Annotated in this window: 23 protein-coding genes and 1 tRNA gene; 5 read left to right on the forward strand and 19 right to left on the reverse strand. The window is 52.8% G+C overall.

The genetic code is table 11. The features are described from left to right. Positions 1-39 precede the first annotated feature (39 nt). Positions 40-116 (forward strand) — tRNA-Pro (locus KI809_RS11120). Between the two features lie 74 nt (positions 117-190). On the opposite strand, the gene KI809_RS11125 is transcribed toward KI809_RS11120, so the two are convergent. From KI809_RS11125 to KI809_RS11150, 6 genes are all read right to left on the reverse strand, one after another. Continuing rightward, on the reverse strand, positions 191-670 hold the full coding sequence (locus KI809_RS11125; protein WP_246559362.1) for a response regulator: 480 nt from the start codon (positions 668-670) through the stop codon (positions 191-193). Between the two features lie 20 nt (positions 671-690). After that, positions 691-2583, reverse strand: coding sequence for an ATP-binding protein (locus KI809_RS11130; protein WP_214171635.1), 1893 nt, complete (start codon positions 2581-2583; stop codon positions 691-693). Positions 2584-2605: 22 nt separating this feature from the next. Further along, positions 2606-3565: an ABC transporter substrate-binding protein gene (locus KI809_RS11135; protein ID WP_214171636.1), complete on the reverse strand. Its 960-nt coding sequence runs from the start codon at positions 3563-3565 to the stop codon at positions 2606-2608. A gap of 261 nt (positions 3566-3826) precedes the next feature. Next, positions 3827-4897: a type IV pilus twitching motility protein PilT gene (locus KI809_RS11140; RefSeq protein ID WP_214171637.1), complete on the reverse strand. Its 1071-nt coding sequence runs from the start codon at positions 4895-4897 to the stop codon at positions 3827-3829. Between the two features lie 28 nt (positions 4898-4925). Next, positions 4926-6581, reverse strand: a complete 1656-nt coding sequence (locus tag KI809_RS11145) for an ATPase, T2SS/T4P/T4SS family (RefSeq protein ID WP_214171638.1) — start codon at positions 6579-6581, stop codon at positions 4926-4928. Between the two features lie 19 nt (positions 6582-6600). Next, positions 6601-7476, reverse strand: a complete 876-nt coding sequence (locus KI809_RS11150; protein ID WP_246559363.1) for a patatin-like phospholipase family protein — start codon at positions 7474-7476, stop codon at positions 6601-6603. Positions 7477-7705: 229 nt separating this feature from the next. On the opposite strand from KI809_RS11150, the gene KI809_RS11155 reads away from it, so the two are divergent. Beyond that, positions 7706-8710, forward strand: coding sequence for a hypothetical protein (locus KI809_RS11155; RefSeq protein WP_214171639.1), 1005 nt, complete (start codon positions 7706-7708; stop codon positions 8708-8710). A 72-nt stretch (positions 8711-8782) separates the two neighbouring features. Here KI809_RS11155 and KI809_RS11160 read toward each other — a convergent pair whose 3' ends face one another. From KI809_RS11160 to KI809_RS11220, 13 genes are all read right to left on the reverse strand, one after another. Next, the gene (locus tag KI809_RS11160) at positions 8783-10873 is read right to left on the reverse strand and encodes a methyl-accepting chemotaxis protein (RefSeq protein ID WP_214171640.1); all 2091 of its coding nucleotides are present in this window, start codon (positions 10871-10873) and stop codon (positions 8783-8785) included. Positions 10874-11122: 249 nt separating this feature from the next. Beyond that, entirely contained in the window at positions 11123-12046 is a 924-nt protein-coding gene (locus tag KI809_RS11165; protein ID WP_214171641.1) for a transglycosylase domain-containing protein, read from the reverse strand. A gap of 22 nt (positions 12047-12068) precedes the next feature. Continuing rightward, positions 12069-13139 carry a GGDEF domain-containing protein gene (locus tag KI809_RS11170; protein ID WP_214171642.1) on the reverse strand — a complete coding sequence of 357 codons (1071 nt, stop codon included), beginning with the start codon at positions 13137-13139 and terminating at the stop codon, positions 12069-12071. Continuing rightward, the gene (pdxA, locus tag KI809_RS11175; protein WP_214171643.1) at positions 13132-14148 is read right to left on the reverse strand and encodes a 4-hydroxythreonine-4-phosphate dehydrogenase PdxA; all 1017 of its coding nucleotides are present in this window, start codon (positions 14146-14148) and stop codon (positions 13132-13134) included. The genes KI809_RS11170 and pdxA overlap by 8 nt, the downstream gene beginning before the upstream one ends. Before the next feature lie 110 nt (positions 14149-14258). Continuing rightward, positions 14259-14675 (reverse strand): F0F1 ATP synthase subunit epsilon, encoded by a 417-nt coding sequence (locus tag KI809_RS11180; protein ID WP_214171644.1) that lies wholly within the window; start codon positions 14673-14675, stop codon positions 14259-14261. A 69-nt stretch (positions 14676-14744) separates the two neighbouring features. Then, positions 14745-16157: a F0F1 ATP synthase subunit beta gene (atpD, locus tag KI809_RS11185; protein ID WP_214171645.1), complete on the reverse strand. Its 1413-nt coding sequence runs from the start codon at positions 16155-16157 to the stop codon at positions 14745-14747. Positions 16158-16214: 57 nt separating this feature from the next. After that, positions 16215-17087 (reverse strand): ATP synthase F1 subunit gamma, encoded by an 873-nt coding sequence (gene atpG / locus KI809_RS11190; RefSeq protein ID WP_214171646.1) that lies wholly within the window; start codon positions 17085-17087, stop codon positions 16215-16217. Positions 17088-17105: 18 nt separating this feature from the next. Further along, a complete protein-coding gene (atpA, locus tag KI809_RS11195) occupies positions 17106-18614 on the reverse strand; it encodes a F0F1 ATP synthase subunit alpha (RefSeq protein ID WP_214171647.1) in 1509 nt (502 codons plus the stop codon). A gap of 9 nt (positions 18615-18623) precedes the next feature. Then, the gene (locus KI809_RS11200; RefSeq protein WP_214171648.1) at positions 18624-19166 is read right to left on the reverse strand and encodes a F0F1 ATP synthase subunit delta; all 543 of its coding nucleotides are present in this window, start codon (positions 19164-19166) and stop codon (positions 18624-18626) included. Continuing rightward, positions 19163-19783: a F0F1 ATP synthase subunit B gene (locus tag KI809_RS11205; RefSeq protein ID WP_214171649.1), complete on the reverse strand. Its 621-nt coding sequence runs from the start codon at positions 19781-19783 to the stop codon at positions 19163-19165. The genes KI809_RS11200 and KI809_RS11205 overlap by 4 nt, the downstream gene beginning before the upstream one ends. Further along, positions 19784-20209, reverse strand: coding sequence for a F0F1 ATP synthase subunit B family protein (locus KI809_RS11210; RefSeq protein ID WP_214171650.1), 426 nt, complete (start codon positions 20207-20209; stop codon positions 19784-19786). A gap of 172 nt (positions 20210-20381) precedes the next feature. Next, complete coding sequence (locus KI809_RS11215; protein ID WP_214171651.1) at positions 20382-21218, reverse strand: ParB/RepB/Spo0J family partition protein; 837 nt, start codon at positions 21216-21218, stop codon at positions 20382-20384. Beyond that, complete coding sequence (locus KI809_RS11220; RefSeq protein WP_214171652.1) at positions 21211-21987, reverse strand: ParA family protein; 777 nt, start codon at positions 21985-21987, stop codon at positions 21211-21213. The genes KI809_RS11215 and KI809_RS11220 overlap by 8 nt, the downstream gene beginning before the upstream one ends. A gap of 245 nt (positions 21988-22232) precedes the next feature. On the opposite strand from KI809_RS11220, the gene KI809_RS11225 reads away from it, so the two are divergent. The 3 genes from KI809_RS11225 (at position 22233) to KI809_RS11235 (ending at position 25843) form a co-directional block, all read left to right on the forward strand. After that, positions 22233-23441 (forward strand): Tll0287-like domain-containing protein, encoded by a 1209-nt coding sequence (locus KI809_RS11225; protein WP_214171653.1) that lies wholly within the window; start codon positions 22233-22235, stop codon positions 23439-23441. Between the two features lie 81 nt (positions 23442-23522). Continuing rightward, on the forward strand, positions 23523-24719 hold the full coding sequence (locus KI809_RS11230) for a response regulator (RefSeq protein ID WP_214171654.1): 1197 nt from the start codon (positions 23523-23525) through the stop codon (positions 24717-24719). A 59-nt stretch (positions 24720-24778) separates the two neighbouring features. After that, a complete protein-coding gene (locus KI809_RS11235; protein WP_214171655.1) occupies positions 24779-25843 on the forward strand; it encodes a LysM peptidoglycan-binding domain-containing protein in 1065 nt (354 codons plus the stop codon). Positions 25844-25864: the final 21 nt, after the last annotated feature.

Genomic DNA, 25864 nt, shown 5'->3' on the forward strand with positions numbered 1-25864 from the left:
TTGACAAAACCCCTCGAAACGGCTAAAAAATTGCTTCGTCGGGGCGTAGCGCAGCCTGGTAGCGCACCTGCTTCGGGAGCAGGGGGTCGGAAGTTCGAATCTTCTCGCCCCGACCATAAATTTCGAGGGGTTACGGCATCAGCCGTAACCCCTCTTGACGTTTTCAGTTTCTGATTGGCGATTTTGTTAACTACTTACCAGTGGCACGAGGTGGGCCGTGATTGATCAACAACCAGTAACAACCAATGGTCGAGACAACCGGCGCAAAGTGATTGAAGTCGATCGGCTTGCTGATGTAGCTGTTGACCCCCAACCGGTAACTGTCGATCAGGTCCCGCTCTTCTGTCGACGAGGTAAAAATGACTACCGGCAGCCAGCAGGTCCGTTCATCCGAGCGAATCTTCTGCAGGACTTCTATGCCATTGACTCGGGGCATATGGATGTCCAGGAGAATAACCTGAGGAAAAGGCTCTCCGTTGCCGAGGCATTTTTCAAAAATGTATTCTAAGGCCTCAGCGCCATCCTTCAGCCAGACGACTTTGTTCAAGACATTTGATTTTTTCAGCGCACGTTGCGTCATCAGCGCGTCATTGCTGTTGTCCTCGACCAGCAGAATCGTCTTGCCTTGGGCAATAATCTGATCATCCGCGTCGAATGAATGCGTAATCATAAGATCCTCCCGGTCCATAACTAGTTGGAACCGCCAAGAGTGAAAAAGAATGTTGCCCCTTTGCCGACAACACCATCGGCCCAAATCCTACCGCCATGCCGCTCAATGATACGGTGCACCGTGGCCAAGCCTATACCGGTGCCTTCAAAATCCTCACCATGCAGTCGCTCAAATACTTGAAACAGTTTATCCTGGTATTTCATATCGAAACCAACCCCATTGTCCCTGACGAAAAAAACCTGCTCATTGTCTATTGTACACCTTCCCACAGAGATTACAGCATTAGGGTTCCGTGCTGAATACTTCCAGGCATTGCCGATCAGATTCTGTAATACCATATCCAACAAGGAACTATCCCCCGTGGCAGTAAGACCTTCTTCAATTTCGATACGAGTCGGGCAGTTTGGCTCCGACTCGGTAAACATGCGGGCAATCTGCTGTGCCGCCTTGCTCAGATCAACAGCCACAACCTGCAACTCAGCCCGCGAAACCCGCGAAAACCTCAGGAGATCATCGATGAGCGTTCCCATGTTCTTGCTGGCCGCGCATATCCTATCCAGGCAGTCTTTGCCCATATCATCAAGACCATCGCGATAATCTTCACTGAGGATTGTCGTAAACCCGTTGATATGGCGTAGCGGGGCTCTGAGGTCATGAGACACAGAATAGCAGAATGATTCAAGTTCGCGGTTGGCAGCTTCCAGCGCTATTTTTTGACGCTCCAGATCGTCGTTGAGCCAGGCCGCTTCCTCTTGTGCCTGCTTCCGTTGCGCCACCTCCTGTTTCAGAGTCTTATTGGTATCCTCCAGTTCCTGGTAGACCTGCTTCATCTTTGAGATGTCGAGGGCATTACAGACAATCCCCTCAATCGTTCCCGCTTCATTGAGCATCGCCGATGCTGACAGGAAAATAGGTAACGTCGTACCGTCTTTCCGAGTGCACACCGTTTCGGCACCGATTCTCCCTTGCGTTCCCGACGTTATCGGTGCAAGCAATTCCTCTTCGAAAAACGCCCCAGCCTCGATACCAGCCAAGGTACCATATTCATACCCCAGCAGTCGGTAGGAAGCATCATTCACATCCTGGACCACGTAAGTCGGAGAGAGGATCAGCAAGGCCTCAGTCATGCTCTTGATGATGTTATTGACATAATTTTTGGAAACCGTTGTTTTTTGGATATCTTCGGCCATCTGATTGAAAGTTGCGACCAGTTCCTGCATCTCGCCTACAGTGGTTATCGTCAACCTGGTGGCAAGATCGCCCTTGGCAAGCCGGCGCGAAGCATCGGCCAACTCTGAGATTGGAGCGAAGATAATCCTTTGTGAGACCATAAAGAGAATTGCAGCGAGCACCAGTGCAATCAAGATATTCAAAGCGACGATAAACGTCATGGTGCTTAGGATATTTTTGACAATATTTTGCTTAGATACGCAGACGACAACCTTACCAATAGTTTCATTACCGGTTACAATAGGTGAACTTATTTCTATCGTGGACCTATAGTCATTAATGTACTTTATTATCTCCGGTAATTCATTCAAACCTCTGAATTCTGATTTAATCTTGGTTATTATCGAAGAATTATAGTTGATACTTGAGAATTGCGATGTGGTAATTTCACCCTGACCATCAACGATGATGGTATACAGAATATCATCATCGTATTTAGCTTCGTTTACTATTGAATCAAGCTGAATATCATCTTTCATTATCAGTGGATCTTGACTGATTTTCGCTACATATTGCGCGAGGCCCTTACCTTTCTTTATCAAAAGATCATTTTGCGCGATACTTTCATGTATTGCTATGGTTGCGCACAAGACCATCGTGCCGATAGTCAGTACCAAGGCAATAGTCGAAAAAAACTTGTGCCTGATGGTTTCAGCAGAAAATTTCTTGTTAAGTGCCGTCAAAAAAAGAACCTCGACAAAGACATTAATATGTTTTTGCTACCTTTTGCATAAATGCTTTCGGGATATGTACCTTGGAAGCAGCAACGGTTTTTTTGTTGATGATTACTCCCGGCTTGGCAATGGCCTCTATCGGGATGGCTGACGGCTTAGCCCCTTGCATAACGGCAACGGCTTTTTTCCCGGCCAGAACCCCCAGTTGGTAGGGATCCGAACACAAGCCCAACAGCACCCCCTCTTTCACCAAATCTTCTAAATGGGTGAAAGAAATAACCTCGGCCTTTGCGGCGATCTCGACTATCGGCGGTATTGTTGCCCCAATCACACTACTCCCGGAAAGATACAAGGCATCCACGGAAGTAATAACCTCCGGCAGAATCTGGGCCACATCTTCTTTTTTGGCAATGATCACGGGAATGACCTTAATCCCATGTTTCTGCTGCTGGCTTTGCAGCTCTTTCAGCTGTGATTCGGAATTTTTCTCTCCAGGGGTATATAGTGCTGCCACCCTTTTAACCGGCCGGATCTCCTTTAACCTGCCGACAAGCTCGCTGATCGGGATTTTAGGACTGCTGCCAGTCACGTTGGTTCCGGAACTCTCCCATCCCTTGGCAACGCGGGCCTCTAGCGGATCATAAACCATGCTGAACACAATCGGGACGTCCTTGATCTCTTTAGCAACGGCAATCGTCGCATTGGTACCAAGGGTAATCATCATCGAGATGTTGCCCGTTGCATAATTCTTCACCATGTCGGCCGCCTTGGCCTTGCTGCCTCCGGCGTTGCCCATGACAAACGTTACCTTAGGCTCCTTGTACCCTGCCTTGGCCAACTGGTCCTTAATGCCCTTAAGCGCCTCATGATAGCGGGCCTCTTCACTAAACAGCAAGACCCCGATCCTTTTCTCTGCCCGCGCTTCGAGCGGAAAACCAACCACCATCAAGATAAATAAAAAGATAAAGGCGAACCTGCTTATCTGCGCCATGACGTCACCTCAAGAAAGTTGTACCTTGCAGCAACCACGCTTAATCGAAACCATGCATGCCCCCTTAGAGCTTTTCAGCGAAGCTAAGCAGCACCGCTTAAAATACCCACATGAACAGCTTCTTCAACCCTGATTGAGTTATAACAGCGCAGCAGCCAGTTTCAATAGCAACCGAATAAAAAAAGGGCGTCTGCTGCCAGACACCCTGTTAAGCACCAATCGTTTGCACTGCGTGTAGCGATGCCATGACGGCAGGGCATTCTATTGAGCCGGTTGTGCCGGCAGGTACTGCTCGAACTGCTTTTTGTCGATTGAACAGCGATAGGCCTCTTCAGCGCCGATCTGCTTGGTCTTTAAAAGATCAAGAAGATGCTGATCCATCAACTGCATACCGTCGCGTTTGGCAGTCTGGATGATGGAGGGTATCTGAAAGGTCTTGCCTTCGCGAATAAGATTGGCAATAGCCGGCGTACCGAGCATGATCTCAAGTGCAGCTACCCGGCCCTTGCCGTCTGAGGTCCTGAGAAGCTGCTGGCAGACGACCCCTTTCAGTGACTCAGAAAGCATTGCCCTGACTTGCTCCTGTTGGTCTGTGGGAAAGACGTCGATAATCCGGTCGATGGTCTTGGCTGCCGTATTGGTATGCAGAGTACCAAACACCAAGTGACCGGTTTCGGCAGCTGACATGGCAAGGCTGATCGTCTCAAGGTCCCTCATCTCACCAACAAGAATGATATCCGGATCTTCGCGCAGGGCAGCACGCAGGGCCGAGGTAAAGCTTTCCGTGTGTTCCCCGATCTGACGCTGATTAACCAAAGATTCTTTGTTCTCGTGAATAAATTCCAGAGGGTCTTCAAGGGTGAGGATATGCTCCTTGCGCGTGGCATTTATCAGGTCGATCATTGCCGCCAGCGTGGTTGATTTTCCGGAGCCGGTAGGACCGGTAACCAATACCAGACCTTTTTTAAAATTGGTCATTTTACGTACGCCGTCCGGCAGCTTGAGGTCATCGGCAGAAAGGATCTTGCTGGGGATGATCCTGAAAACAGCGCCAATCCCGCGATGCTGCATCATATAGTTGCCACGGAACCGCGCCAGCCCTTCTACGGCATAGGCAAAGTCCAGATCCTTTTTTTCGGCAAAGTGTTCCTTCTGTTTTTCGGTGAGGATTTCAAACAGGATCGCCTTTAGCTCATCATGAGTCAGCGGTTTGAAATTGAGCCGCTCGATCTCACCATGCAGACGGAAAATCGGCGGATTCCCGGTTGAAAGATGCAGATCCGACGCACCCTGTTCTTTCATCATTTTGAAAAGCGCATCTATTCGTGCCATATCTGAACTCCGTCATCTTGCGGTAACACTACAAAAGGATTGATGTAACATATTCTTCCGGCGAAATATGACCGGACTGCAACAGCTCCGCCCCGTCATCACCGCTCCCGCGATACCCCCTGGAGGAGAGAAACGCCAGAATCTCTCGGCCGTCTGCTGCAGACTCAAAGACCTCAATGACTTCTTTGTCAAAAGGAATCAGGTCAAGCAGGTAACGGCTCCCCCGGCACCCGGTAAGGTCGCATTCGGGACAGCCGACCGCTCTGAAGTAGCTTCCCGGCGGAAGGTGAGTACCTAACGCAGCGGATTCATCCTCACTGAGCTGTAGCTGTTGACGGCAATTGGGGCAGAGAAGCGCCACCCGCTTGCAGGAAACGATGCCGCGAATATAAGTCGGGATCACATAATGTTTATGCCAGAAATGAAGCAGGTGCCTCAGAGTTGACCCCATATCCTTGAAGTCAAGGCCGGCCAGCACCAGCTTGCCGCGCATTGCCGCTTTGCTGGCAGCAATGAAGGATTCAGGTTCGCTGGCATCCTCGATCACCAGAACATCGGGATCATGCTCCAGCGCAGCAAGAACGAGTCCGTGGCACTCACCATAAGAACCGCCGTGACAAGGGATTCTCGGGAACCTGACCGGCCCATTGCCAAGACCGTCGCCGATAAGAATGACACTCTTTCCCGTGGTGTCGGTCTCAGCCATAAGCAGGTCCATCAACTGACACCGTTCCTCAGCCTCACGATGAACAACCACTACCAGCCCGCCACCGGTGGTAAGCTTTCTCAGCCGGCTCTCCTTCTCTTCACTCAACTTCAGATCGGCAAGCGTTACAGGAAAGGAACTGCTGATGTTGAGCTTGAACGTTACCAGGTCCCCACCGAGCCCTTTGAGCATCAAGACCTGGAAGAGGTAGCGCTGGCTCCGGAAATTAAAGAGATAGGCCCCCCGGCTGTTGACATCCGACGGTCCGCCAAACTGGCACCATTTGCGAAGATTTAGCAGAAATTCTTGATAGTGGGTTATCGCAAGCTGGCCGATATTCCTGCTAACCCCGCCGCGCCGGGCGAGCACTGCCACTGAATCGCCAAGAGGCTGTAACGACAGAACGGATAGCCGGTTCTGCATGAAATAAGCAAGCAGGTAATCGAGGAATTTTGCCCCTCCGGCATCGCCATTGACGATCTCAAGAATCCTTGGTGAGAAGGCGGCAGAAGTGAAGCCAAACGAGGCGGGCTCGGCAGGTGGACCGAAGAAATAGTCCTGCATCTCGCGAATCTCTCTGATCAAGCCGACCGACACCTGTACCGTGCAGCCGGTTGCCTGCTCTATCGCTTCGATCGCGGCCCGATTCAGCGGGTCAGCCATGGCCACGTTCAGCTCCTCACCCGCCCGGATCAGCGGAATAATATTGTACTGCCGCGACAGCGCCGCAGGGACAAGCTCGACCGCTGCCGGATCGATCATGTTCTTTTTCAGCCTTACGTAAGGGATGTCCAGCTGGTTGGACAGCGCCCAGTCGATATCTTCCTGGGCCACAATGCCGAGCCTGACAAGCGCTTCGCCAAATTTGCAGGACAATGCCTGCTGCTCATGAAGAGCCGCCTTTATGTCATCTTCCGTGATGATGTTGGATTTATGAAGGATATCGCCGAGCGAGCCTTCCCTGATCACGCCTTCCATAACAACTCCTTAGCAGGCATCATATACCCCATTTGTATTCCAGAAACTTCATGGTCTGTTCATACCCCTGGGCCAGCAGATATTCTTTTTCCGCAGCTGTCAGGGAAAACCGGGCCGGCTCGATGTCTGAACAATACAGCAATATCGTGTCTTTCCACCGCCCTCCCTTGATAAACTCCTTTTCCATGGCATGCAGCGAGAAATTCAACATCTCCCGGAAATACCGGGACAGGGTCAGCTTTTCCTCTATCTGGTGCTTGAGAGTTCTTTTGGAAACAACCTTGAGGATCAGTATCCGTTCACTGCTCCTACCGTAAGACTCCTCGACGGCGCCGGCCATCAGCAACCCGTCCACCAAGACATGCTTTTTACCCTGGTGCTCAAAGTGTTTGCAGGTAAAGACCCACGGAACACCGGTTGAAAAGCGGGCCGCTGCCGAAACCTTAAGCTCCGGGTGGCTCTCAGCAGAGAAAATGAGTGGCTTGTAGTTAAGGATATCAGTGGCAATCATCTTTACCGGAAAGCGAAAATCATCACAGAATCTCCGACCAGCAAGCTTTTCCTCTACCCAAGCCTCAAGGGAGTCGCCGGTGCAGAGGCCGAACCCGGAAAAGATCCGCCGAATGCTGACATCTTTGAATCGTGCAGGATCAAGGTCCATAACCTCCCGATGCAGGTCATCCGGGGTCATCCCGGCGGCGTACATGGCGCCGATAATACTACCCGCGGAGGAGCCTATCACTTTGGAAACCTTGATTCCCTTCGCCTCAACAGCACGTAACGCGCCGACCAGGGCAGGGAAACGAATCCCCCCTCCCAGGAGAAGCAGTGTTACAGGCTGGCTCAGGTCCACAGGGGGCATGATTCTGAGATCGGCATGATGCCGTTCTGACATGAGACAACTCCACGAAACTTGATGATGAGGACGTTTTGAAATTATAGAGCGGGAGCAGGTAAAGTCAACGTGACCGGGGGTGACAAACTGATACAGGCCTTTACTTTCCTTTCCCGCCTGTGTTAATCTTGCCCAACCCGTTCAGTTCGATCTGAACGGGTTATTTTATCGGGCTTGCGTGACAGACATTACCTTCCCCGCCACCTGTCATGTCGCCCCAGGAGACACCATGAAAAGAAAAGCGCTTGCCCTCCTTTCCGGGGGACTCGACTCCACTCTTGCGGTCAAGGTTATGCTTGAACAGGGGATAGAGGTAGAGGCCCTCAACTTCACTTCCCCATTCTGCACCTGCACCAGCAAGAATGCCGGTTGCAAATCCGAAGCTGTCCGGGTGGCCGAAGAGTTCGGTATCCCGATCAAGGTCATGAACAAGGGGCTCGAATACCTTGAGGTTGTCCGCAACCCGAAACATGGCTACGGCAAGGCGATCAACCCTTGCATTGACTGCCGGATCTTCCTGTTGCGTAAGGCAAAGGAATATATGGTTGAATCAGGAGCCGATTTTGTCATAACCGGAGAAGTTCTCGGCCAGCGGCCAATGAGCCAGAGACGGGACACACTGAGGATTATCGAGCAGGAGAGCGGGCTGGAAGGGTTGCTGCTCAGGCCGTTATCAGCAAAGCACTTCAAAGTGACTATTGCTGAAACCGAGGGGTGGGTGGATCGTGACAAGCTCCTGGCAATACAGGGACGGGGACGCAAGGAGCAGATGGAGCTGGCTGAAGAGCTGGATGTGACAAACTACCCATGTCCGGCCGGTGGCTGCATGCTTACTGAAGTCTCATTTGCCCCAAAGGTGCGAGACATCTTTGACCACTCCGATGAATTGCAAATGCGCGATTTCCGCTTGTTGAAACTTGGTCGTCATTTTCGGCTGGGTGCGAGAACCAAGCTTCTGGTCGGTCGCAATGACGCCGAGAATACCGCTCTTACCACCCAAATGCTACCAGGCGAGGCAACTGTCCGCTGGATCGAAGGGGGGAGTCCGTTAGGCGTGGTCATGGGAGAGGTTACCCCCGAGATCCTGGACACTGCCGGGAAAATAGTGCTCCGTTACACCAGGGCGGAAAGTGGCGCACCATGCGCCGTCAAGATAGAGCGTGGCGAGGAGGAAGAATTCCTTGCCATAACCAACACCTTTTCCGAACCTGAGATCGAACGGTTCCGGGTTTAACCCACAAAATAGCAGAAAAGCCGGGTAAATCCCGGCTTTTCTGTTCCAACACAACAATGTCAGTTAAAGCCCTCAGATATCCGTTACCTTGTAGCCAATCCTTATCCCACCCCAATGTCTGCCGGCAATCCTGATCGGCGTGGACAAGTCATTCATGATTTCACCGGTATCACGCATATATGTCTGAAGAAGAAAGGTGTCGGTATTTTTCGCAGCCTTCAGGCCGGTCTTGTCAGCAAAGATGCGCTTGGTCCGGTTGTTGGCCATATCAATCGCCGGGTCGCCGGTAAGAGGTTTGGAGAATTTCAGATTGTGACAAGGACAGTAACCGTTGTCATCAACGCAGATCGCGAACACCATGTCGGAATTCTTGCCCAACACATCTTCCTGAATTGACGATATCAACTGGTCAAACAGGCTGTCAAATTGTGTTGTGAATTTCTTCGGAGAGCTATTGGGAACCTCCCGGTACTGCCTGGAAAACAACGCCTCGGTACTGATCTTCCCTTCTGACAGACATTTCTGCAAGGTTGACTCCACCCGATCGCGAAGTTCGCAGGCATATCCTTTCATGGCATCATGGTAGTTACCCACCCTGAAGCGCCCTACTGTCGCATAGATCTTCTCGACAACACCCGCCAATTCATGAAGGCTGTCGTCATTGACCGTCATCAGGTCATTGACCTCCTGTGCCACCGTGGAGATCCGCTGGATTTTGTGGGTAATCTCGTTGGTCGTGGCGCTCTGTTCTTCGGTAGCAGTGGCAATCTGGCCAATCATGTCCGTGCATTCGCCAGTAAGCCGAGAAATCCGTTCCAGCGCTTCTTTAGCCTTCTCTGCCGTCGCAACTCCCTCAATAACCTGAACCTGCTCCGATTCCATGGAAACAGACGCCGCCTTCCCTTCCTCCTGAATTACGGCAATGATCCGGGCAATTTCTTTGGTGGACGCAGCAGTCTTTGACGAAAGGTTCTTTACCTCATCAGCAACAACGGCAAAACCACGCCCGTGCTCTCCAGCCCTGGCCGCTTCGATTGCGGCATTAAGGGCCAGCAGATTGGTCTGGTCAGCGATCTCCTCGATCAGGCTTACGATCTCGCCGATGGTTGCCGAGGAGTCTGCCAATCTTTTTACGCTTTCCAAGGTGTGTTCCACGCTGGCCTTTATCCCTTCCATACAGCGCCAGCTTTCCTCTACCGACGACATCCCCTCCAAGGCGGCCTGATTGACCTCTCCGGCCAGATTGGCAGCCTGATGGGTATTTGCGGCAACGCCATTCAGGGTGGCTGCCATCTCTTCGGCTGCCACTGCAACCGTCATCGACTCATCTTTCTGGGTAGCGGCGGAACCCACCGACTTGGCAGTAGTCTGCGACAACTGGCAGACCTTTACAGCTACCTTGCCAGCCTCAATGTATAGCCCCCCGATGATCTCTCGCAGCTTGGAGGTCAGCTGATTAATATCCTGAGCCAGGTGACCGACTTCATCTTCGCTCCTCACCCTTACCTCGCAGGTAAGATCGCCCTCCCCCTGGGCCAGTTCCCTGACATTTTCCGAGTAGCCGATGATATCCCTGACAATGGTCCGGCGGAAAAAGAAATAGAGGCCCGTTAACATCGACACAAAGGCAATCGCGCCGGCAACGGTCAGCACACCGGATAGCTTAATTGCACTTTGATACCCCTTATCCAACGAAGTAGACAGGACGAGAACACCCAGGTTCGCCGGGTCTCCGGGATGGCATCCCTTGCAGCGCTCTTCGTTTTTCAACGGGATCACAAGGTTCAGCAATCGCTTGCCGTCAATAGTTTCGCGTGATTCGCTCTCCTTGCCCGATCGCAGGGTCTCCTCGGCAATTTTCTGGAACCGCGCGGCGCTTGCGCCCTTTGCTTTGCCATCCTTGTTGTACAGCAGAAGATCTTCGGCAAATTTTTTCTCCTTGACCTGCTCCACATAGCGATCAACCTCTTTGGTATCGCCCTTCAGCAGGAATTCATCGATATCTCTGATAATAACCCCAGCCAAGGTCTTGCTATTGGCGATCTGCAGTTTCATTGTTGAATCAAACTGCAGCCACAAAGCACTTAACCCCATTGCAGCAAACCCGACACAAAGAGTCAAACCTATGATCGCTAGTATTTTATAGATAAGCCTGGTTTTCATGCAAACCTCCTGCTATAGACAATCAGATTTACAAAAAAAATTAACTCTAGAACAATATTTCGGTAATCTTGCCGGTTTCTTGAGGGGAGTAAACTTTTTTTGCATCATCTGCCAGGAGTGCTGAGTCGAAGCTATTATTTTACGGCCTGTTAGCGGGATGTTTGCTCACTGCCAGGACTAACGCGCAATCGATAAAAAAAGAGGGGGCATGTGCCCCCTCTGAAAAAACGTTGTTTTTAACTACTACGGTCACTCCTTAGCTTCACTTTTTTCTGGAGTGCCTTGATTTGCCGCGGGTGCAACAGTGTCCGGTTTCGCAGGATCGCCCCCAATTCCCCCGGATTCAGCGGGCACAGGCTCAGACTTGCGGGCACTACTCATATTCTCAAGTATCACAGGCTTCTGAATATTTTCATCCACCTTACGTTGCAACCGACCGACATTGGGGAGTTCAGCCAAGGCCTGCCGGTACTCATCCTCTGATAGTACTCCTTTTTTTCGAAGCAACCCAAGAATCATATCAGAGCGTTTCAACACTTTGTCGAGATTCTTGTAAGGGTTGTATGCAACCCTCGGCCCGGGAAGCATTGCCGCCAGAAAAGCACACTCTCTCGGGGTCATGGCCGACGGTGGCTTGCCGAAATAATACCTGGAACCATGGCCAATGCCGTAAACCATAGGCCCAAGCTCCACGACGTTCAGGTACAGCTCGACGATCCGCCCCTTGGTCAGCTCCTGCTCCATGCGCAACGCAAGGTACACCTCTTTCAGTTTTCTCGTTACGGTTTTCTCTCGTGACAGATAAAGGTTCTTGGCTGTCTGCTGCGTTATGGTCGAAGCACCACGGGCAAGGGCTTTTTTTTCAAGATCGTGCTTGATGGCATTCTTGATCGCCTTTACGTCAACCCCTTCATGCTTGTAAAAATTGGAGTCTTCCGCCAGAATAACCGCCCACTTCATTTCTGCCGGGATGCTTCCGGACGGAGCCCAATTGCGGTTTTTCGGACCGACGACCAGCGGGTGATACTCACCCTGCCAATCCTTGACCTGGATGGTAATATTGGCCTTGCGGTTTTTGAGGTCTGAGACCGGCGGCAGCAATGCCAGTGAGACCCCGATATAGGTAAAATAAACGAGCAGTGCTCCGAGGCACCAGAAAGCAAACTTTTTCAACAACGTGCTCCTCTGCAACAATTCATTTACAAGGCTTGCCAACAGCTAAGCCAACAGCATTGCGGGATGTCTCTTTAACCTGGTACATTGCTTTGTCGGCCATGCCCAACAACTCTCTGGAGCTGTCAGCATCATCGGGGTAGGCTGCCACCCCGAAGCTGCCAGTAACATTGAGCAAAGCGCCATTATCTCCCCTGAACTCTGTTTCACGCAAAATCCGGCACAATCGCTCAGCCAGCACTCGCCCCCACTCCTTGGAGGTATTGGGAAACATCAGGACAAATTCGTCGCCGCCAAAACGGGCAGCGCTATCCACCTTCCTGATGCTTCTTCCGAGAAGCCTGCCGACCTCGGAAAGCAGACGGCTCCCCACCAGATGGCCGTGGGTATCATTGACCGACTTGAAATGGTCAAGATCAATGAAAATCAGTGACAATTCTCCGCCATAGCGCTTCGACCGTTCAAATTCATATTCGAGTAGCTCGTTGAACCTTCTGGCGTTCCACAGGCCGGTCAGCTCATCGGTAACTGCCAGCAGCCTGACTTCATCATGAATTTTCGCATTTTCGATTGCAATGGCGGCAAAATCGGCAATGGTTGTAAGTATTTTCAGATCTGCCTCGTTGAAGCTCTCCTCAACGAGGCTGTTGACCAACTCTACAACGCCAAGGGTTCTCTCGCGGCTCTTGACAGGGATGCAAATGACCGACCTGGTGGTGAATGAGGCAGCCCGATCGATGACATCGCAAAACCTGGAATCTTTGTTGACGTCAGGGATCAGAAGTGGCTCACCATGCTCTGCAACCCAACCGGCAATGCCGGCGCCCCGTTCCAGCCGGGTCCCCTTGAGGTTCACATCCGTAGGCGACACGGCAATCTCGAATACCAGATCACCAGACTCTTCATCGACCAGCAGTAAAGACCACGCTTTTGGCTGCAAAAGGCTGCTCACCTGCTCCATGATAACTTCAAGGATCTCATCCAATTGGAGGGTTGAGGTAAGCGTCTTACCAATCTCAACCATGGTGGCGAGCTCGGCATCGCGCCGCTTGAGCGCCAGTTCCAGATTGTTTGCTACTGCAAGCTCATTCATGACCGATCTCCTGGCGCATTCGCACCTTTGCCATATCTGCAGCCATGGATATTGCGGCAACCATGCTGGCCGCATTTGCCAAGCCGGTACCCGCAAGATCATACGCGGTACCATGATCTACCGATGTCCTAATGATCGGCAAGCCAAGGGTGACATTGACCCCGTCGTCAAAATGCAGCAGTTTGAGCGGAATCAGCCCCTGGTCGTGGTACATACAAACAACGGCATCATAATCGCCGCGGGCGGCGTAATAAAAAAGGGTATCAGCGGACAGCGGACCAACGGCATCAACCCCCTGCCGGCAAGCCTCTGCCACTGCCGGGCGAATGATCTGCTCATCTTCGCTGCCAAACAGTCCTGCCTCACCGCAATGGGGATTAAGCGCCGTGACGGCAATTCTCGGGCGCTTTTTGAAATACCTGGCCATGTCGCGGTCGGTCACCTTGATTGTGGCAAGCACTTTCTCAAACGTAACAAGGTTCGGCACCTCAGCCAGCGCTTCGTGAATGGTCACTAAAGCCACACGCAACCGGGAACCGGCCAGCATCATGACAAATTCGGCAGTCCCCGTCAACTCTGCCAGCAGTTCAGTATGACCCGGGTAGTGATGCCCTCCCCGATTCAGCGCCTCCTTGCTTATCGGTGCTGTCGCCATTGCCGCAACCGTACCGCTCAAGCAGAGTTTAGCAGCGGTTACGATGTAGCGATACATGGCATCGCCGGTCGCCGCCGTAGGATTGCCATAGGCAAGATCAGCTTCAGTAAGATTGGATAGCTCCCTCAGATAGACAACACCTGGCTTAGGGGTTTCTGGCGGCAGTTCGGTAACATTTTCCAGTCGCAGATACTGTCCGGCGATGGCAATGCCGCGTTCCATCGCCTTCCGGTCGCCCAGCACCAACGGCCGGCAGACCGTCTGAACAGCTGGTTCTGCCAAGGCCTTGGCAATTATCTCCGGACCAACCCCGGTAGGGTCGCCCATAGTTATGGCAATAATCGGTTGCACCATCTTACCAGCCTTATAACAGAAATGTGCTCTTTATACCTTATTCAACGGCTGTTTGGATTAAAAAAAAGAGCGGCACAAGGGCCGCTCTTTGATATGGTATGTGAAACATGTTATTTTCTGGCAGCCTTGGATGCTACCTGAACCCTTATCAGGGCACGCTCAAGGGCCGCCTCCATGATTTTGTAGCTCTTGTCTTCTGGAGTAAGTTTCTTTAAGGCCTCTTCTGCCCGTTTTTCAGCTGCCTTGGCCCGCTCGACATCAATATCCTGAGCCATTTCAGCGGTCTCGACCAGGACCGTAACCTTATCGTCCTCGATCTCGAAATAACCCCAGTTGACCGCCATATGCTCAACCTTACCACCGATCTTATAGGTAAACTCACCTATTTTCAGGGATGACAGGAAAGGAGCGTGACCAGGGAGTATGCCGAATTCACCGAGTGAACCGGTGGCGGTTATCTCATCAACATCCTCTTCGAGGACCTTTTTATATGGTGTTACCAGTGTAAGCTTCAATGATTCAGCCATGTATCAATCCTTGTAGGGGTAGAGTCAGTCCGCCCTTTCATTTGGGCGCATGCAATGCGCCCCTACACACTAAGCGTTGAGCTTCTTAGCCTTTTCGATAACTTCCTCGATGGTCCCGACCATGTAAAACGCCTGCTCAGGGAGGTCGTCGTACTTGCCGGCAACGATTTCCTGGAAACCTTTGACGGTATCTTTCAGCTCAACATAGACACCTGGAGTGCCGGTGAAGGCCTCGGCAACATGGAACGGCTGAGAAAGAAAGCGCTGGATTTTACGGGCACGGGAAACAACCAGCTTGTCCTCTTCGGAAAGTTCGTCCATACCGAGAATGGCGATGATGTCCTGGAGATCCTTGTACTTCTGCAGTACGTACTGAACTGAACGGGCAACAGCGTAGTGCTCTTCGCCGACAACCTGCGGATCAAGGATACGCGAGGTGGAGTCGAGCGGGTCAACTGCCGGGTAGATCCCGAGTTCTGCGATCTGACGCGAAAGAACAGTGGTTGCGTCCAGGTGGGCGAAGGCAGTTGCCGGAGCCGGGTCGGTCAAGTCGTCAGCAGGAACGTAAATAGCCTGTACTGAAGTGATGGAACCTTTGTTGGTCGAAGTAATTCGCTCCTGAAGCTCACCCATTTCTGTAGCGAGCGTCGGCTGGTAACCAACGGCAGAAGGAATACGGCCGAGAAGCGCGGAAACCTCGGAACCTGCCTGGGTGAAGCGGAAGATGTTATCGATAAAGAGGAGAACGTCCTGGTTCTCTTCATCACGGAAATATTCGGCGACAGACAGAGCGGAAAGCGCAACGCGGGCACGTGCCCCCGGCGGCTCGTTCATCTGGCCGTAGACCAGGGCAGCCTTGTCGATAACGCCGGAATCCTTCATTTCGTGCCAGAGGTCGTTACCTTCACGAGTACGCTCACCAACGCCGGCAAATACGGAGAAACCGCCGTGCTGCTTGGCGATGTTATTGATGAGTTCCATAATGAGAACGGTCTTGCCGACGCCAGCGCCGCCGAAGAGGCCGATCTTGCCGCCTCGGGCATACGGAGCGAGCAGGTCAACAACCTTGATGCCGGTGGTAAATGACTCAACCTTGGTTGACTGGTCCTGGAAGGAAGGAGCCGGACGGTGAATTTCGTACTCTTTTTCATTGCCGATCGGACCCATTTCATCAACCGGCTCGCCGACAACGTTGAGAATTCTGCCGAGAGTCTTGCGGCCAACCGGCATAACGATCTGCTTGCCGGTATCAAGCGCCTGCTGACCGCGGACAAGACCGTCAGTGGCGTCCATGGCGATGGTACGAACGGCGTTCTCGCCAAGGTGCTGGGCAACTTCAAGGACCAGGTTCCATTCCTTGTCGTCAATGGCCGGGTTGGTCACGCGGAGGGCGTGGTAGATCGGGGGGAGTTTGCCAGGCTCGAACTCGACGTCGACAACGGCGCCGATAACCTGCGATATTTTACCGAAATTCTGACTCATGGTTGTTCTTTCCTCCTGCGGCCGGTCAGGCCATATGTTTTCGTAACGGAACGGTTATTAGCCTTTTATCGATTCAGCCCCGGAGATAATCTCCATCAGCTCCGTGGTAATGGCTGCCTGACGGGCACGGTTATACTGCAGAGTCAGCCTGCCGATCATTTCTGAAGCATTTTTCGATGCACTGTCCATGGCGGTCATACGGGCACCGTGCTCTGATGCCACAGACTCCAGCATCGATTTGAACATGGAAACTTCCACATACTTTGGAAGAAGCTCGCCAAGAAGCTCGCCTTTGGACGGTTCATAGATGTATTCGGGCACATACTCATCAACAGCCTCATTGGCCGCTGCCGGTGGAGTTACCGGAAGCAGTTGCTGAATGGTTATGTCCTGAGACATGACACTCCGGAAAGCGTTGTAGATGAGATACACGACATCATATTCTTCTGCCACATAGCCATCAATGACTTCATGAGCAATATTTGCAGCAGTCTGGTAGCTGGGAGCAGACAGAACCCCGGTGTAGGTCTTGTGGATCTGCTGGCGGCTTTTCAGGAACTCATATCCTTTTCTGCCGACACACAGGATCGAAACCTCGGAGAATTCAGCCTTCTTTTCCTTGGCAAACCGGTCGGTAGCCTTAGAAATGTTGGCGTTGAATCCGCCGCAGAGACCGCGGTCCGACGTAACCAGGATAATCAGAGCTTTCTTGCGCTCCCGTACCTCAAGCAGCGGATGGCAATCGGCATCCTGCTGGCGAGCAAGTCTCTGCAGGACTTCATCCACCTTCTTGGCATACGGTCGTGCAGCAACTACGTTTTCCTGGGCACGGCGCAGCTTGGCCGCCGAAACCATCTTCATCGCCTTAGTGATCTGGCGGGTATTTTTAACGGAAACTATCCGCTTTTTTATTGCCTTGAGATTTGCCATGCGTGGCGTCCGTCCTTTTTAGGCAGTGAACTCTTTTTTCAGCTCATTCAGTGCGGCAATCAGCTGGCCCTTCAATTCATCATCTATCGCTTTTTTGTCGCGGATAGTAGCAAGGATATCGCCCTTCCTGGTGTCAAAGAAGGAGTTAAGCTCCTGCTCGTAGCGCTTGAGCGAACCAACCGGATAATCATCAATGAAGCCGTTGTTAGCAGCAAAGATGATCAGAACCTGCTTCTCAAACGGAAGCGGCTGATACTGAGCCTGCTTGAGGATCTCAACCAGACGCTCACCACGGGCAAGCTGCGCCTGGGTTGCCTTATCAAGATCTGAGCCGAACTGGGCGAATGCCGCCATCTCACGATACTGGGCAAGGTCGAGACGGAGCGTACCGGCAACCTGCTTCATCGCTTTCGTCTGGGCTGAACCACCAACCCTCGATACCGAGATACCAACGTTGATCGCAGGACGTACCCCAGAGTAGAACAGGTCGGACTCAAGGAAGATCTGACCGTCGGTAATGGAAATAACGTTGGTCGGAATGTATGCTGAAACGTCGCCGGCCTGGGTCTCGATGATCGGCAGCGCGGTCAGTGACCCGGCACCACATTCGTCGGACAGTTTACAGGCACGCTCGAGGAGACGGCTGTGGAGATAGAAAACGTCGCCTGGGTAGGCTTCGCGCCCTGGCGGACGACGGAGCAGCAGCGAAAGCTGGCGGTAGGCAACGGCCTGTTTGGAAAGGTCATCATAAATGATGAGCGCGTGCTTCTTATTGTCGCGGAAGTATTCGCCCATGGTCACACCGGTGTACGGTGCGATGAACTGGAGCGGTGCCGACTCGGAAGCAGTAGCAGCAACAACGATGGTGTAATCCATGGCGCCGTGCTCAGTAAGCTTGGAAACAACCTGGGCAACAGTGGAACGCTTCTGGCCGATAGCAACATAGATACAGACGACGTCGCCGCCCTTCTGGTTGATGATCGTATCGAGCGCAACCGCGGTCTTGCCGGTCTGACGGTCACCGATGATCAGCTCGCGCTGACCGCGCCCAATCGGAACCATGGAGTCGATAGCCTTGAGGCCGGTAGCCATCGGCTGATGAACCGACTTACGACTGACAATGCCGGGAGCCTTGATCTCGACCTGGCTGAACTTGTCGGTGTTGATCGGGCCTTTACCGTCAATCGGCTGGCCGATAGCGTTAACAACGCGACCGATAAGGGCGTCGCCAACCGGAACCTCAACGATGCGGCCGGTACGCTTTACCAGGTCGCCTTCCTTGATCCCTTCGAAGTCGCCGAGGATGGCGGCACCGACGTTGTCTTCCTCAAGGTTGAGGGCCATACCGGAAACTCCGCCCGGGAACTCCAGAAGCTCACCGGCCATAGCCTTATCCAGGCCGTGGATACGGGCGATACCGTCACCGATGGAGATGATGGTGCCTGTTTCGGCAACCTCGACCTCCTTGCCGTACTCCTTGATCTGCTTCCTGATTATCTCGCTGATTTCTTCGGCTCTGATTTCCATGGAACCCTCTTACCCTTTTTGTAATATATCCTGAATCCTGTTTAGCTGAGTTTTTACACTGCCGTCAAAAACACGGTCACCGATCTTGGTCACCACTCCGCCGATAAGCGCCGGATCAACCTGGACCGTGAGTTCTACCTTCTTACCGGTGGACTGCTCAAGCGCAGTCTTTATTTCTGCTACCTGCTGATCGGAAAGTGCCATGCCTGAGGTAACCATCGGTCTGACTACACCTGACAGTTCATCGGCAAGCTTTGCGTAGCTCGCAGTAATCTGCGGCAGACAGGTAATTCTGTTCCTGTCCAGCAGCAGCAGCAGAAAGTTACTGATCATTGGAGAGACGGCAAGTTTCGCCGCAACTTCACGCAGAATCTCTCTTTTTGCGTCTGCCCCATAAGCAGGGTTACTGAGCAGAGCCAGCAGATTGCGGTTGGAGTCCAGCGTATCACTGATTCTGGTTAGTTCGGCATTGAATGCCTCAACCGAGTTGGACTCGGCGCCCAACTGAACCAGCGCCTTGGCATAACGTCGTGCTATCGCGCTTGCACTCACTTTAGATTTACCACCTTGGCAAGATATTCACCAACCAGACGGTCCTGGTCGTTTTTCTCGATTTTTTCTTTGAGAGCCTGCTCAGCAAGTTGTACTGCGAGCTTTCCGGCTTCTTCGCGCAGTTCCATGCGGGCCTTAAGAACTTCCTGCTCGGCTGCAGCTGCCGCCTGGGCGCGAATTTTCGCAGCAGCAACCTTGGCCTCTTCAATGATGCGCACCTTCTCAGCCTCGCCATCACGCTTCATTGCTGCCTGAATCTCTTCAATTTCCTTATTGGCCTGGGCAAGCTTGTCGGCATACTCAGCCATCTTAGCCTCGGCAGCCTGTTTGGCAGTTACTGCCTCGGAGAGCGCTTTTTCGATCCCAGCGCGCCGGTCAGCAAGTGCACCTTTTACATTGGCCTTCTTAATGGCCCACCAGAGAATGGCAGCAAGCAGAGAAAAATCCAGCACCCTCCAGGCAAAATCCTTAAGCTGAGCACCGGTATCAGGATGATGTGCCCCGCCACCCTCGCCACCAGAGGCGAAACAGAGCGCAGCCAAGGCCATCACTGTCAGGCAGGTCAGGACAGCTATAACGAGGGAACGGTTCCCGTTGTTTTTCACAGAGTGTTGCATCTACAGACTCCTCCCAAGAACCTTCTCACAGATCTCAAGCGACAGAACCTTTGCCTGTTCCTGGAGAGCAACGCGTGCATCTGCTGCTTCCTTTGCAACTTTCTGTTTGATCGTTGCGAGTGTGGTGCCAGCCTCGGCACGGGCAGCGTCAAGCAGCTTGGCCTCTTCAGCGACGGCTTCTTTCTTCAATGCCTCTCGCTCCTCGAACCCTTTGCCCTTGATCTCTTTCAGGCGCGACTCATAGGAAGCCATCTTCTCAGCTACATCCCTGTCAACCGCAGCGGCCTTTTCGCGTGCCCCGGTAAGTTCGGATTCGCGATCGGCAAGCACCTTGCGAATCGGCTTGAACAGAAAGATGTTGAGAATCAGGAGGAGGAGGAGGAAGTTGATAACCTGAAACACAAACGACAGGTTAAGTTCTATCACGACGGCACCCCTTTTGGGAGAGTGTATTCTGTATACAGCTCACAGTGACTTAAAACTGCTTTAGTTGGCTGGCTTAAAACCAGAGATTGCTAACATAGGGAAGTTTCCGTGTCAAGTAATTTTATCCAGCGGGCGTGTTTTTTCATCCGGACACCAGGGAAAATTGTGAGCTTCAGGCCCGAAATGTCTCGATAATCCGGTTCAACTCATCCTGGCTGCCGTACTTGATTTCTATTTTTCCACCCTTACCGCTTGGCCTGATCACAACCTTGGATTTCAACTGCCGGGTCAGGCGATCGGTAAGGTCTGAGATATAGAGGTCCAGCTGTTTGCCGGGTGAAGGCCGGGGACCGGACTTTATCCGTTTGACCAGATTCTCTGCGGCGCGAACCGTGAGTCCGCCTTTAACTATTTCGTCCCGGCACTGCTTCATCTGATCATGGTTTTCCAGGGACAGCAGACATCGGGCATGCCCCATGGAGAGGCGCTCTTCAATGACATCCCGCTTGATTTCGAGCGGCAGCCTGAGAAGCCTGATGGCATTGGCCACTGTCGAGCGGTCCTTGCCGACCCTTTTGGCAAGCTCTTCCTGAGAAAGAGAAAACTGCTCCTGCAATGCGTGATAGGCCTCCGCCTCTTCAACGGCGTTAAGATCCTCGCGCTGGATATTCTCGATCAGCGCCATCTCCAAGGCAGCATCGTCGGAAACATCCTGAATCACCACCGGAACTTCGCGTAGCCCTGCCTTCTGGGCAGCCCGCCACCGTCTCTCACCGGCGATCAGCTCGTAATGATCTGACTTCCTGCGCACAACCAGCGGCTGGATGATCCCCTTTTCCCTGATGGATGCCGCCAGCTCATCGAGTTTCTCAGGAGAAAAAGTCTTGCGAGGTTGGCCCCGATGCGGCTTTATCTCTTCTATCGGGCAGGAAAAGTAGGTGCCGCGCTCAGTTTCCGCAACCGGCAGCAATGCTGCCATCCCTTTCCCGAGACCGGTTTTCTTAACCATTTGCCCCCCTGTCCCTCAGAATCAATTCGCGCGCCAAGTCAAGATAACTTGTGGCGCCTCGGGAAGTGATATCATAGAGAATTATCGGCTTTCCATGGCTCGGCGCCTCGGATAACCGTACATTGCGAGGAATGACCGTTTCAAAAGTCTCCCGGGGAAAATGCGTGCGAATCTCTTCGCTCACCTGACGCGAAAGATTATTCCGGGCATCAAACATGGTCAGCAGAATTCCAGCAACTGACAGCCTGGAGTTCAAACCTTTCTGGATCAGCCTGATGGTGTTCAGGATCTGGGAAAGCCCTTCCATGGCGTAAAACTCGCACTGAATCGGCACAAGAACGGAGTCGGCGGCAGTCAGGGCATTTACCGTGAGGAGATTGAGCGACGGAGGGCAGTCTATCAGCATATAATCATAAGCATCTGCCATAGTAGCCAGGGCATTCTTGAGCTTGTGCTCGCGCCCTGAGGACGATACCAGTTCCAGCTCGGCGCCGGCAAGGTCCGGAGTAGACGGGAGGATATGCAAAGCCGGCAATTCCGTCTTCACAATAACGCTGGCCGGATCGACATCATTGATCAGGACGTCGTAGATCGATTCGGTCAGTAATGACTTGTCGATACCGACGCCACTGCCCGCATTGCCCTGAGGATCGATGTCCACAAGCAGTGTCCGCTTCTCAGCTGCGGCAAGGGAAGCAGCGAGATTCACAGCGGTAGTGGTCTTTCCAACCCCACCCTTCTGATTGGCAATGCAGATTACAGTAGCCATTGTCCCTTGTAACTCAATGAATTAATGAGCGAATTAACCAGATTGTATGCAGAAGGAATGCACCTTACCACACTCTCCGGAATAAGAAAAGGGCGTTTTGCGCCGCGCCGACATATAGCCAAAGCAAGCGCCAGCAAGCTGCCGTTTCATTACTTTAGCCGCGCGTACCCTTGCGGTTTCTCCGGACGTCGGTATACTCAAGCTGTCAGATTGAAACAGATACGGAAGGAATCCAAGAGATGCTCATGCTCCGGAACCTGAGCCTCGGCACCCGGCTAAATCTGCTGCTGATTCTGATCTTTGCGGCCCTGATCACCTTCAATGCCGTTGATGACTACTATCGTCAGCACGCCCTGATACGCCAGGACGCCGTTGACACTTCGCGCATGATGGCTCGGCAGATCATTGAAACCCGTTCGTACCTTTCATCTGTCTTGACTGACGAGCCCCGCACCAACCAAAACCTTATTCCGCAGGTTGCCTCAACCCGCATCGCTGCCTCCATCAGCAAAGGGACCAAGTACACGCTGCGTCAGACGTCGTTGCGCTACCGCAACCCCGAAAACAGGCCAGACCCTTACGAAGCTGAAATACTGAAAAAATTCAACAATAACAAAGCTACCGAGCATGTTGAAGTAACCAAGGTCAATGGTCGGGAACTGCTCCGTTACCTGGTCCCGATGGTTGCCGATCAATCCTGCCTTGAATGCCACGGCACCTATGAGTCGGCCCCGGACTATGTACAGAAACGATTCCCCAAAGGCCACTATTCTTACAATTACCAGGTTGGTGAAGTGATCGGGGCGATCTCGGTCTCCATACCCATGGCTGATCTCTATGTCACAATCGGCAAGAACCTGCAGAACGATCTCCTTTATAGCGGGGCGATCGTATTCCTGATAGTGGTGCTTGCCGGAGCCCTGTTCAGTCGGTTTATCGTCAAACCGGTGGCACAGCTTTCCGCAACCCTGTCCACAGTGGCGCAGACCGGCGCCTTCGACACGCAGCTCCCGGCCCACGGTGACGATGAAATATCCAGACTGATCATAACCTATAACTCCATGATCAAGGAGCTGGACAGCAAAAGCATTCAACGGAAAGAATCTGACGAGCGCTATCGCAACATGATCGAGATGGCGCGTTCCGCCATCATCACCTTTCTTAAAAACGGCAAAATCGTAATTGTAAACCGGTCTGCTGAACGCCTTTTCGCAATGCAGCGCAGCGACCTGATCGGCATGGATTTCTTCGATTTTCTCAGCAACGGCAATGCCCTCAGGCAGGATCTTGACCAGTCATTCACCGAAGAGCCGGCTTGGGAGGGATTGACCGTAACCAGAGAAATTAGGGATATCCGTGGCCACAAAAAAAATGTCGACCTCGCGATTTCTGCTTCGCAGGGCGACGGCAATCCGATATTCACTGCAATTATCCGGGAAACCGATCACGATTAACGGTCTCCTACCGTCTTACTGCCACTTTTCCTGCGAAAACTCTATTGCCAAGCCGGAGTCGCTCCTTTAGAATGCGTGGCCATGATTGATATTCTTCTGATATCCGACCAGACAAGACTGCATGATATCCTGTCTGCTACCGGCAAGCTCCCTGACGGCAAGCTGAGAGTCGCCACCAGCCTGAACCAGGGGCTGGCGGAAATAACCGACAAAGCCCCGGATATCCTGTTCCTGCAAAATCGCCTTTCAGGCCTGTCCGGATTTATCCTGGTCCGGCATGTCAAGGAAGAGACCGGTTCGGCTGCTACAAAAATCGTACTGCTGACCGATGGCATTGAGGGGAGTGAAAACTCCTCGGCCGACATTGAATTACTGACCGGGGTTTCGGACAATGAACTGTCAGATGCAATATCGGAAATCATCGGCGACCTCTTGGGGCTCACGAAAAACGCCCCGGGGTCTTTGGAGCGACACCTTCTTACCCATGTGAATCCGCAACAAGTTGCTTTGCCGGATGTCGCCGACAGCGTCTCGATTTCTGCTGCTACCACCAAGGCCAGCAAGACGGCAACCTCCCCGAACGCCGCTTCCGGAAGCAAATCGGCCAAGACAAAAGGCGCCAATGACCCATCAGCGCCGCAGGCTACCATTCTCAGCAGCAGTCCGCCCCCCATCCAATGGGAAAAGAAACGGCTGGCCATAGCTTTGTCAGTTGTTGCCATTGTTGCCATTATCGCCGTGGCTGCGACCCTGGTCCTGAGATCCGGCTCAGACAGCGCCAAACCAAAACAGGCCCGCAAAGCTACCACGACAAAGCCTGCCAAGCAGGTTGTGCAGACAGCGGTAACCTCGCATGCCCGGCCCACCGTTGCCGCCACCCAGGAATTTACCGCCCCCCTGCCATCGTTCATCCCGGCAGCCGGCATTGATCGCAACTACTCCAGAGCCAATCCAGGCTGGATGCGTTACACCTCGTCCGCCAGAGAGTTCAAGATCTTCCACGAGGCCAACACCATCAAGGCCATACAGGTACTGGATCGCCAGCCAAGCGGCATCTCCCCGGCCTTTTTCTCCAAAACCATCCAGGAAATAGCCAAGACCAGGGATTACCGGCTTCAATCGCGGGAATTAAAGGGTGAATACCTGGTAAAAAAAGGTAAACTCTCGAAAACGGCGGAAGTTATCCTCTACAAAGACCGTGCAGACACCATGCTGCGGGCCTTTGTCATCCACTTCGGCACGCAGGAATCCAAAACTGAGGACAAGGGCACCAAATGAGCTGTAAACCTTTAAACTCAACTAAAGCAAACCTCTTGACCGCAGGAGGGAAACTGCTGGTGCCGACGCTGTTTCTCTGCGTCACCTCCTGCCTGATTGCCTCTGAACACTCCCTGGCATTTGCCGGAGGTCCCGGACCACAATTCGAGATCGACCTGAAGGAGCTCGACAAGTTTAAAGGCACTCCGAAGCAGACCCCTGCGAAACACAGGAAAGAATCGCCTCGCAAACCTGCCGGAAAGAGTGGAGAGAACTCTCACCAAGCGAGCAGTGCGGCCACATACACAGTTAAATCGGGCGACAACCTGTTCAAGATCCTGATGCGCGACTTCGGCCTCTCCAACCGGGAGGCAGAACTGCGCATCCCGGAACTGGTGCGGATCAACAATCTCTCCAGCAGCACTAATCTGACTGTCGGCAGCAAGCTGGTCATCCCGGCCGAGCGCCAGGCCAGAGAACATCACCACCGCCACCACTCTGAGAAAAAGCAGGCTCCTCAGCAGGCACCACCCGCAACCGAAGCAGCGCCGGCAGAGACCGTTCAACCGCTGATTGTACCGGCACCGCCGGGACCGGTTGTTGCGCCGCAACCACTATTATCAGTAAAATCCATTGCCGAAGCATCGCCCTACCAGGCCCTGGACCAGTTATTGACAGCCCTCGGCGTGCAATGGGCCAAGGACAGGGTGATTGACGGCAGCATCAGCCCGCAAAATCCTGAGAGTTTCAGCATCAAGGTTGATTATTACCTGGAGCTTGCAGGCAAGCGTTACGTATTGGTTGCCTGCAGGAAAGACCCTTACGAATATACCATGTTGCGGTTGCTGGAAATGGCTGGTTACAGTGTGGTAAGGCTCGACGACCAGTCTGGATTGCCAGCGCTGGCCAATCAGCTCTTGAGCCAACTCGGCTTCGCCTTCAGCTCGGGACAGCATCGCTTCACCCTACCGAACGGCTCCGGCGAGCCGAAACTGCTGGACGGCTTCCTGGTAACCCTGAAAACACCCAATACAAAGGTCTTTATTACCGGCACCCCACTTGATGCCGTCACCATTGAAAAGCTTGAGGCATCAACGGTAGAACCCACCAAAGCTGACCCGGCACCGGCAACTCCAGAAAAATAAGAGAGCAGCGACCCAACGACA

It is taken from the genome of Geoanaerobacter pelophilus, from assembly GCF_018476885.1.
Taxonomy (GTDB): domain Bacteria; phylum Desulfobacterota; class Desulfuromonadia; order Geobacterales; family DSM-12255; genus Geoanaerobacter; species Geoanaerobacter pelophilus.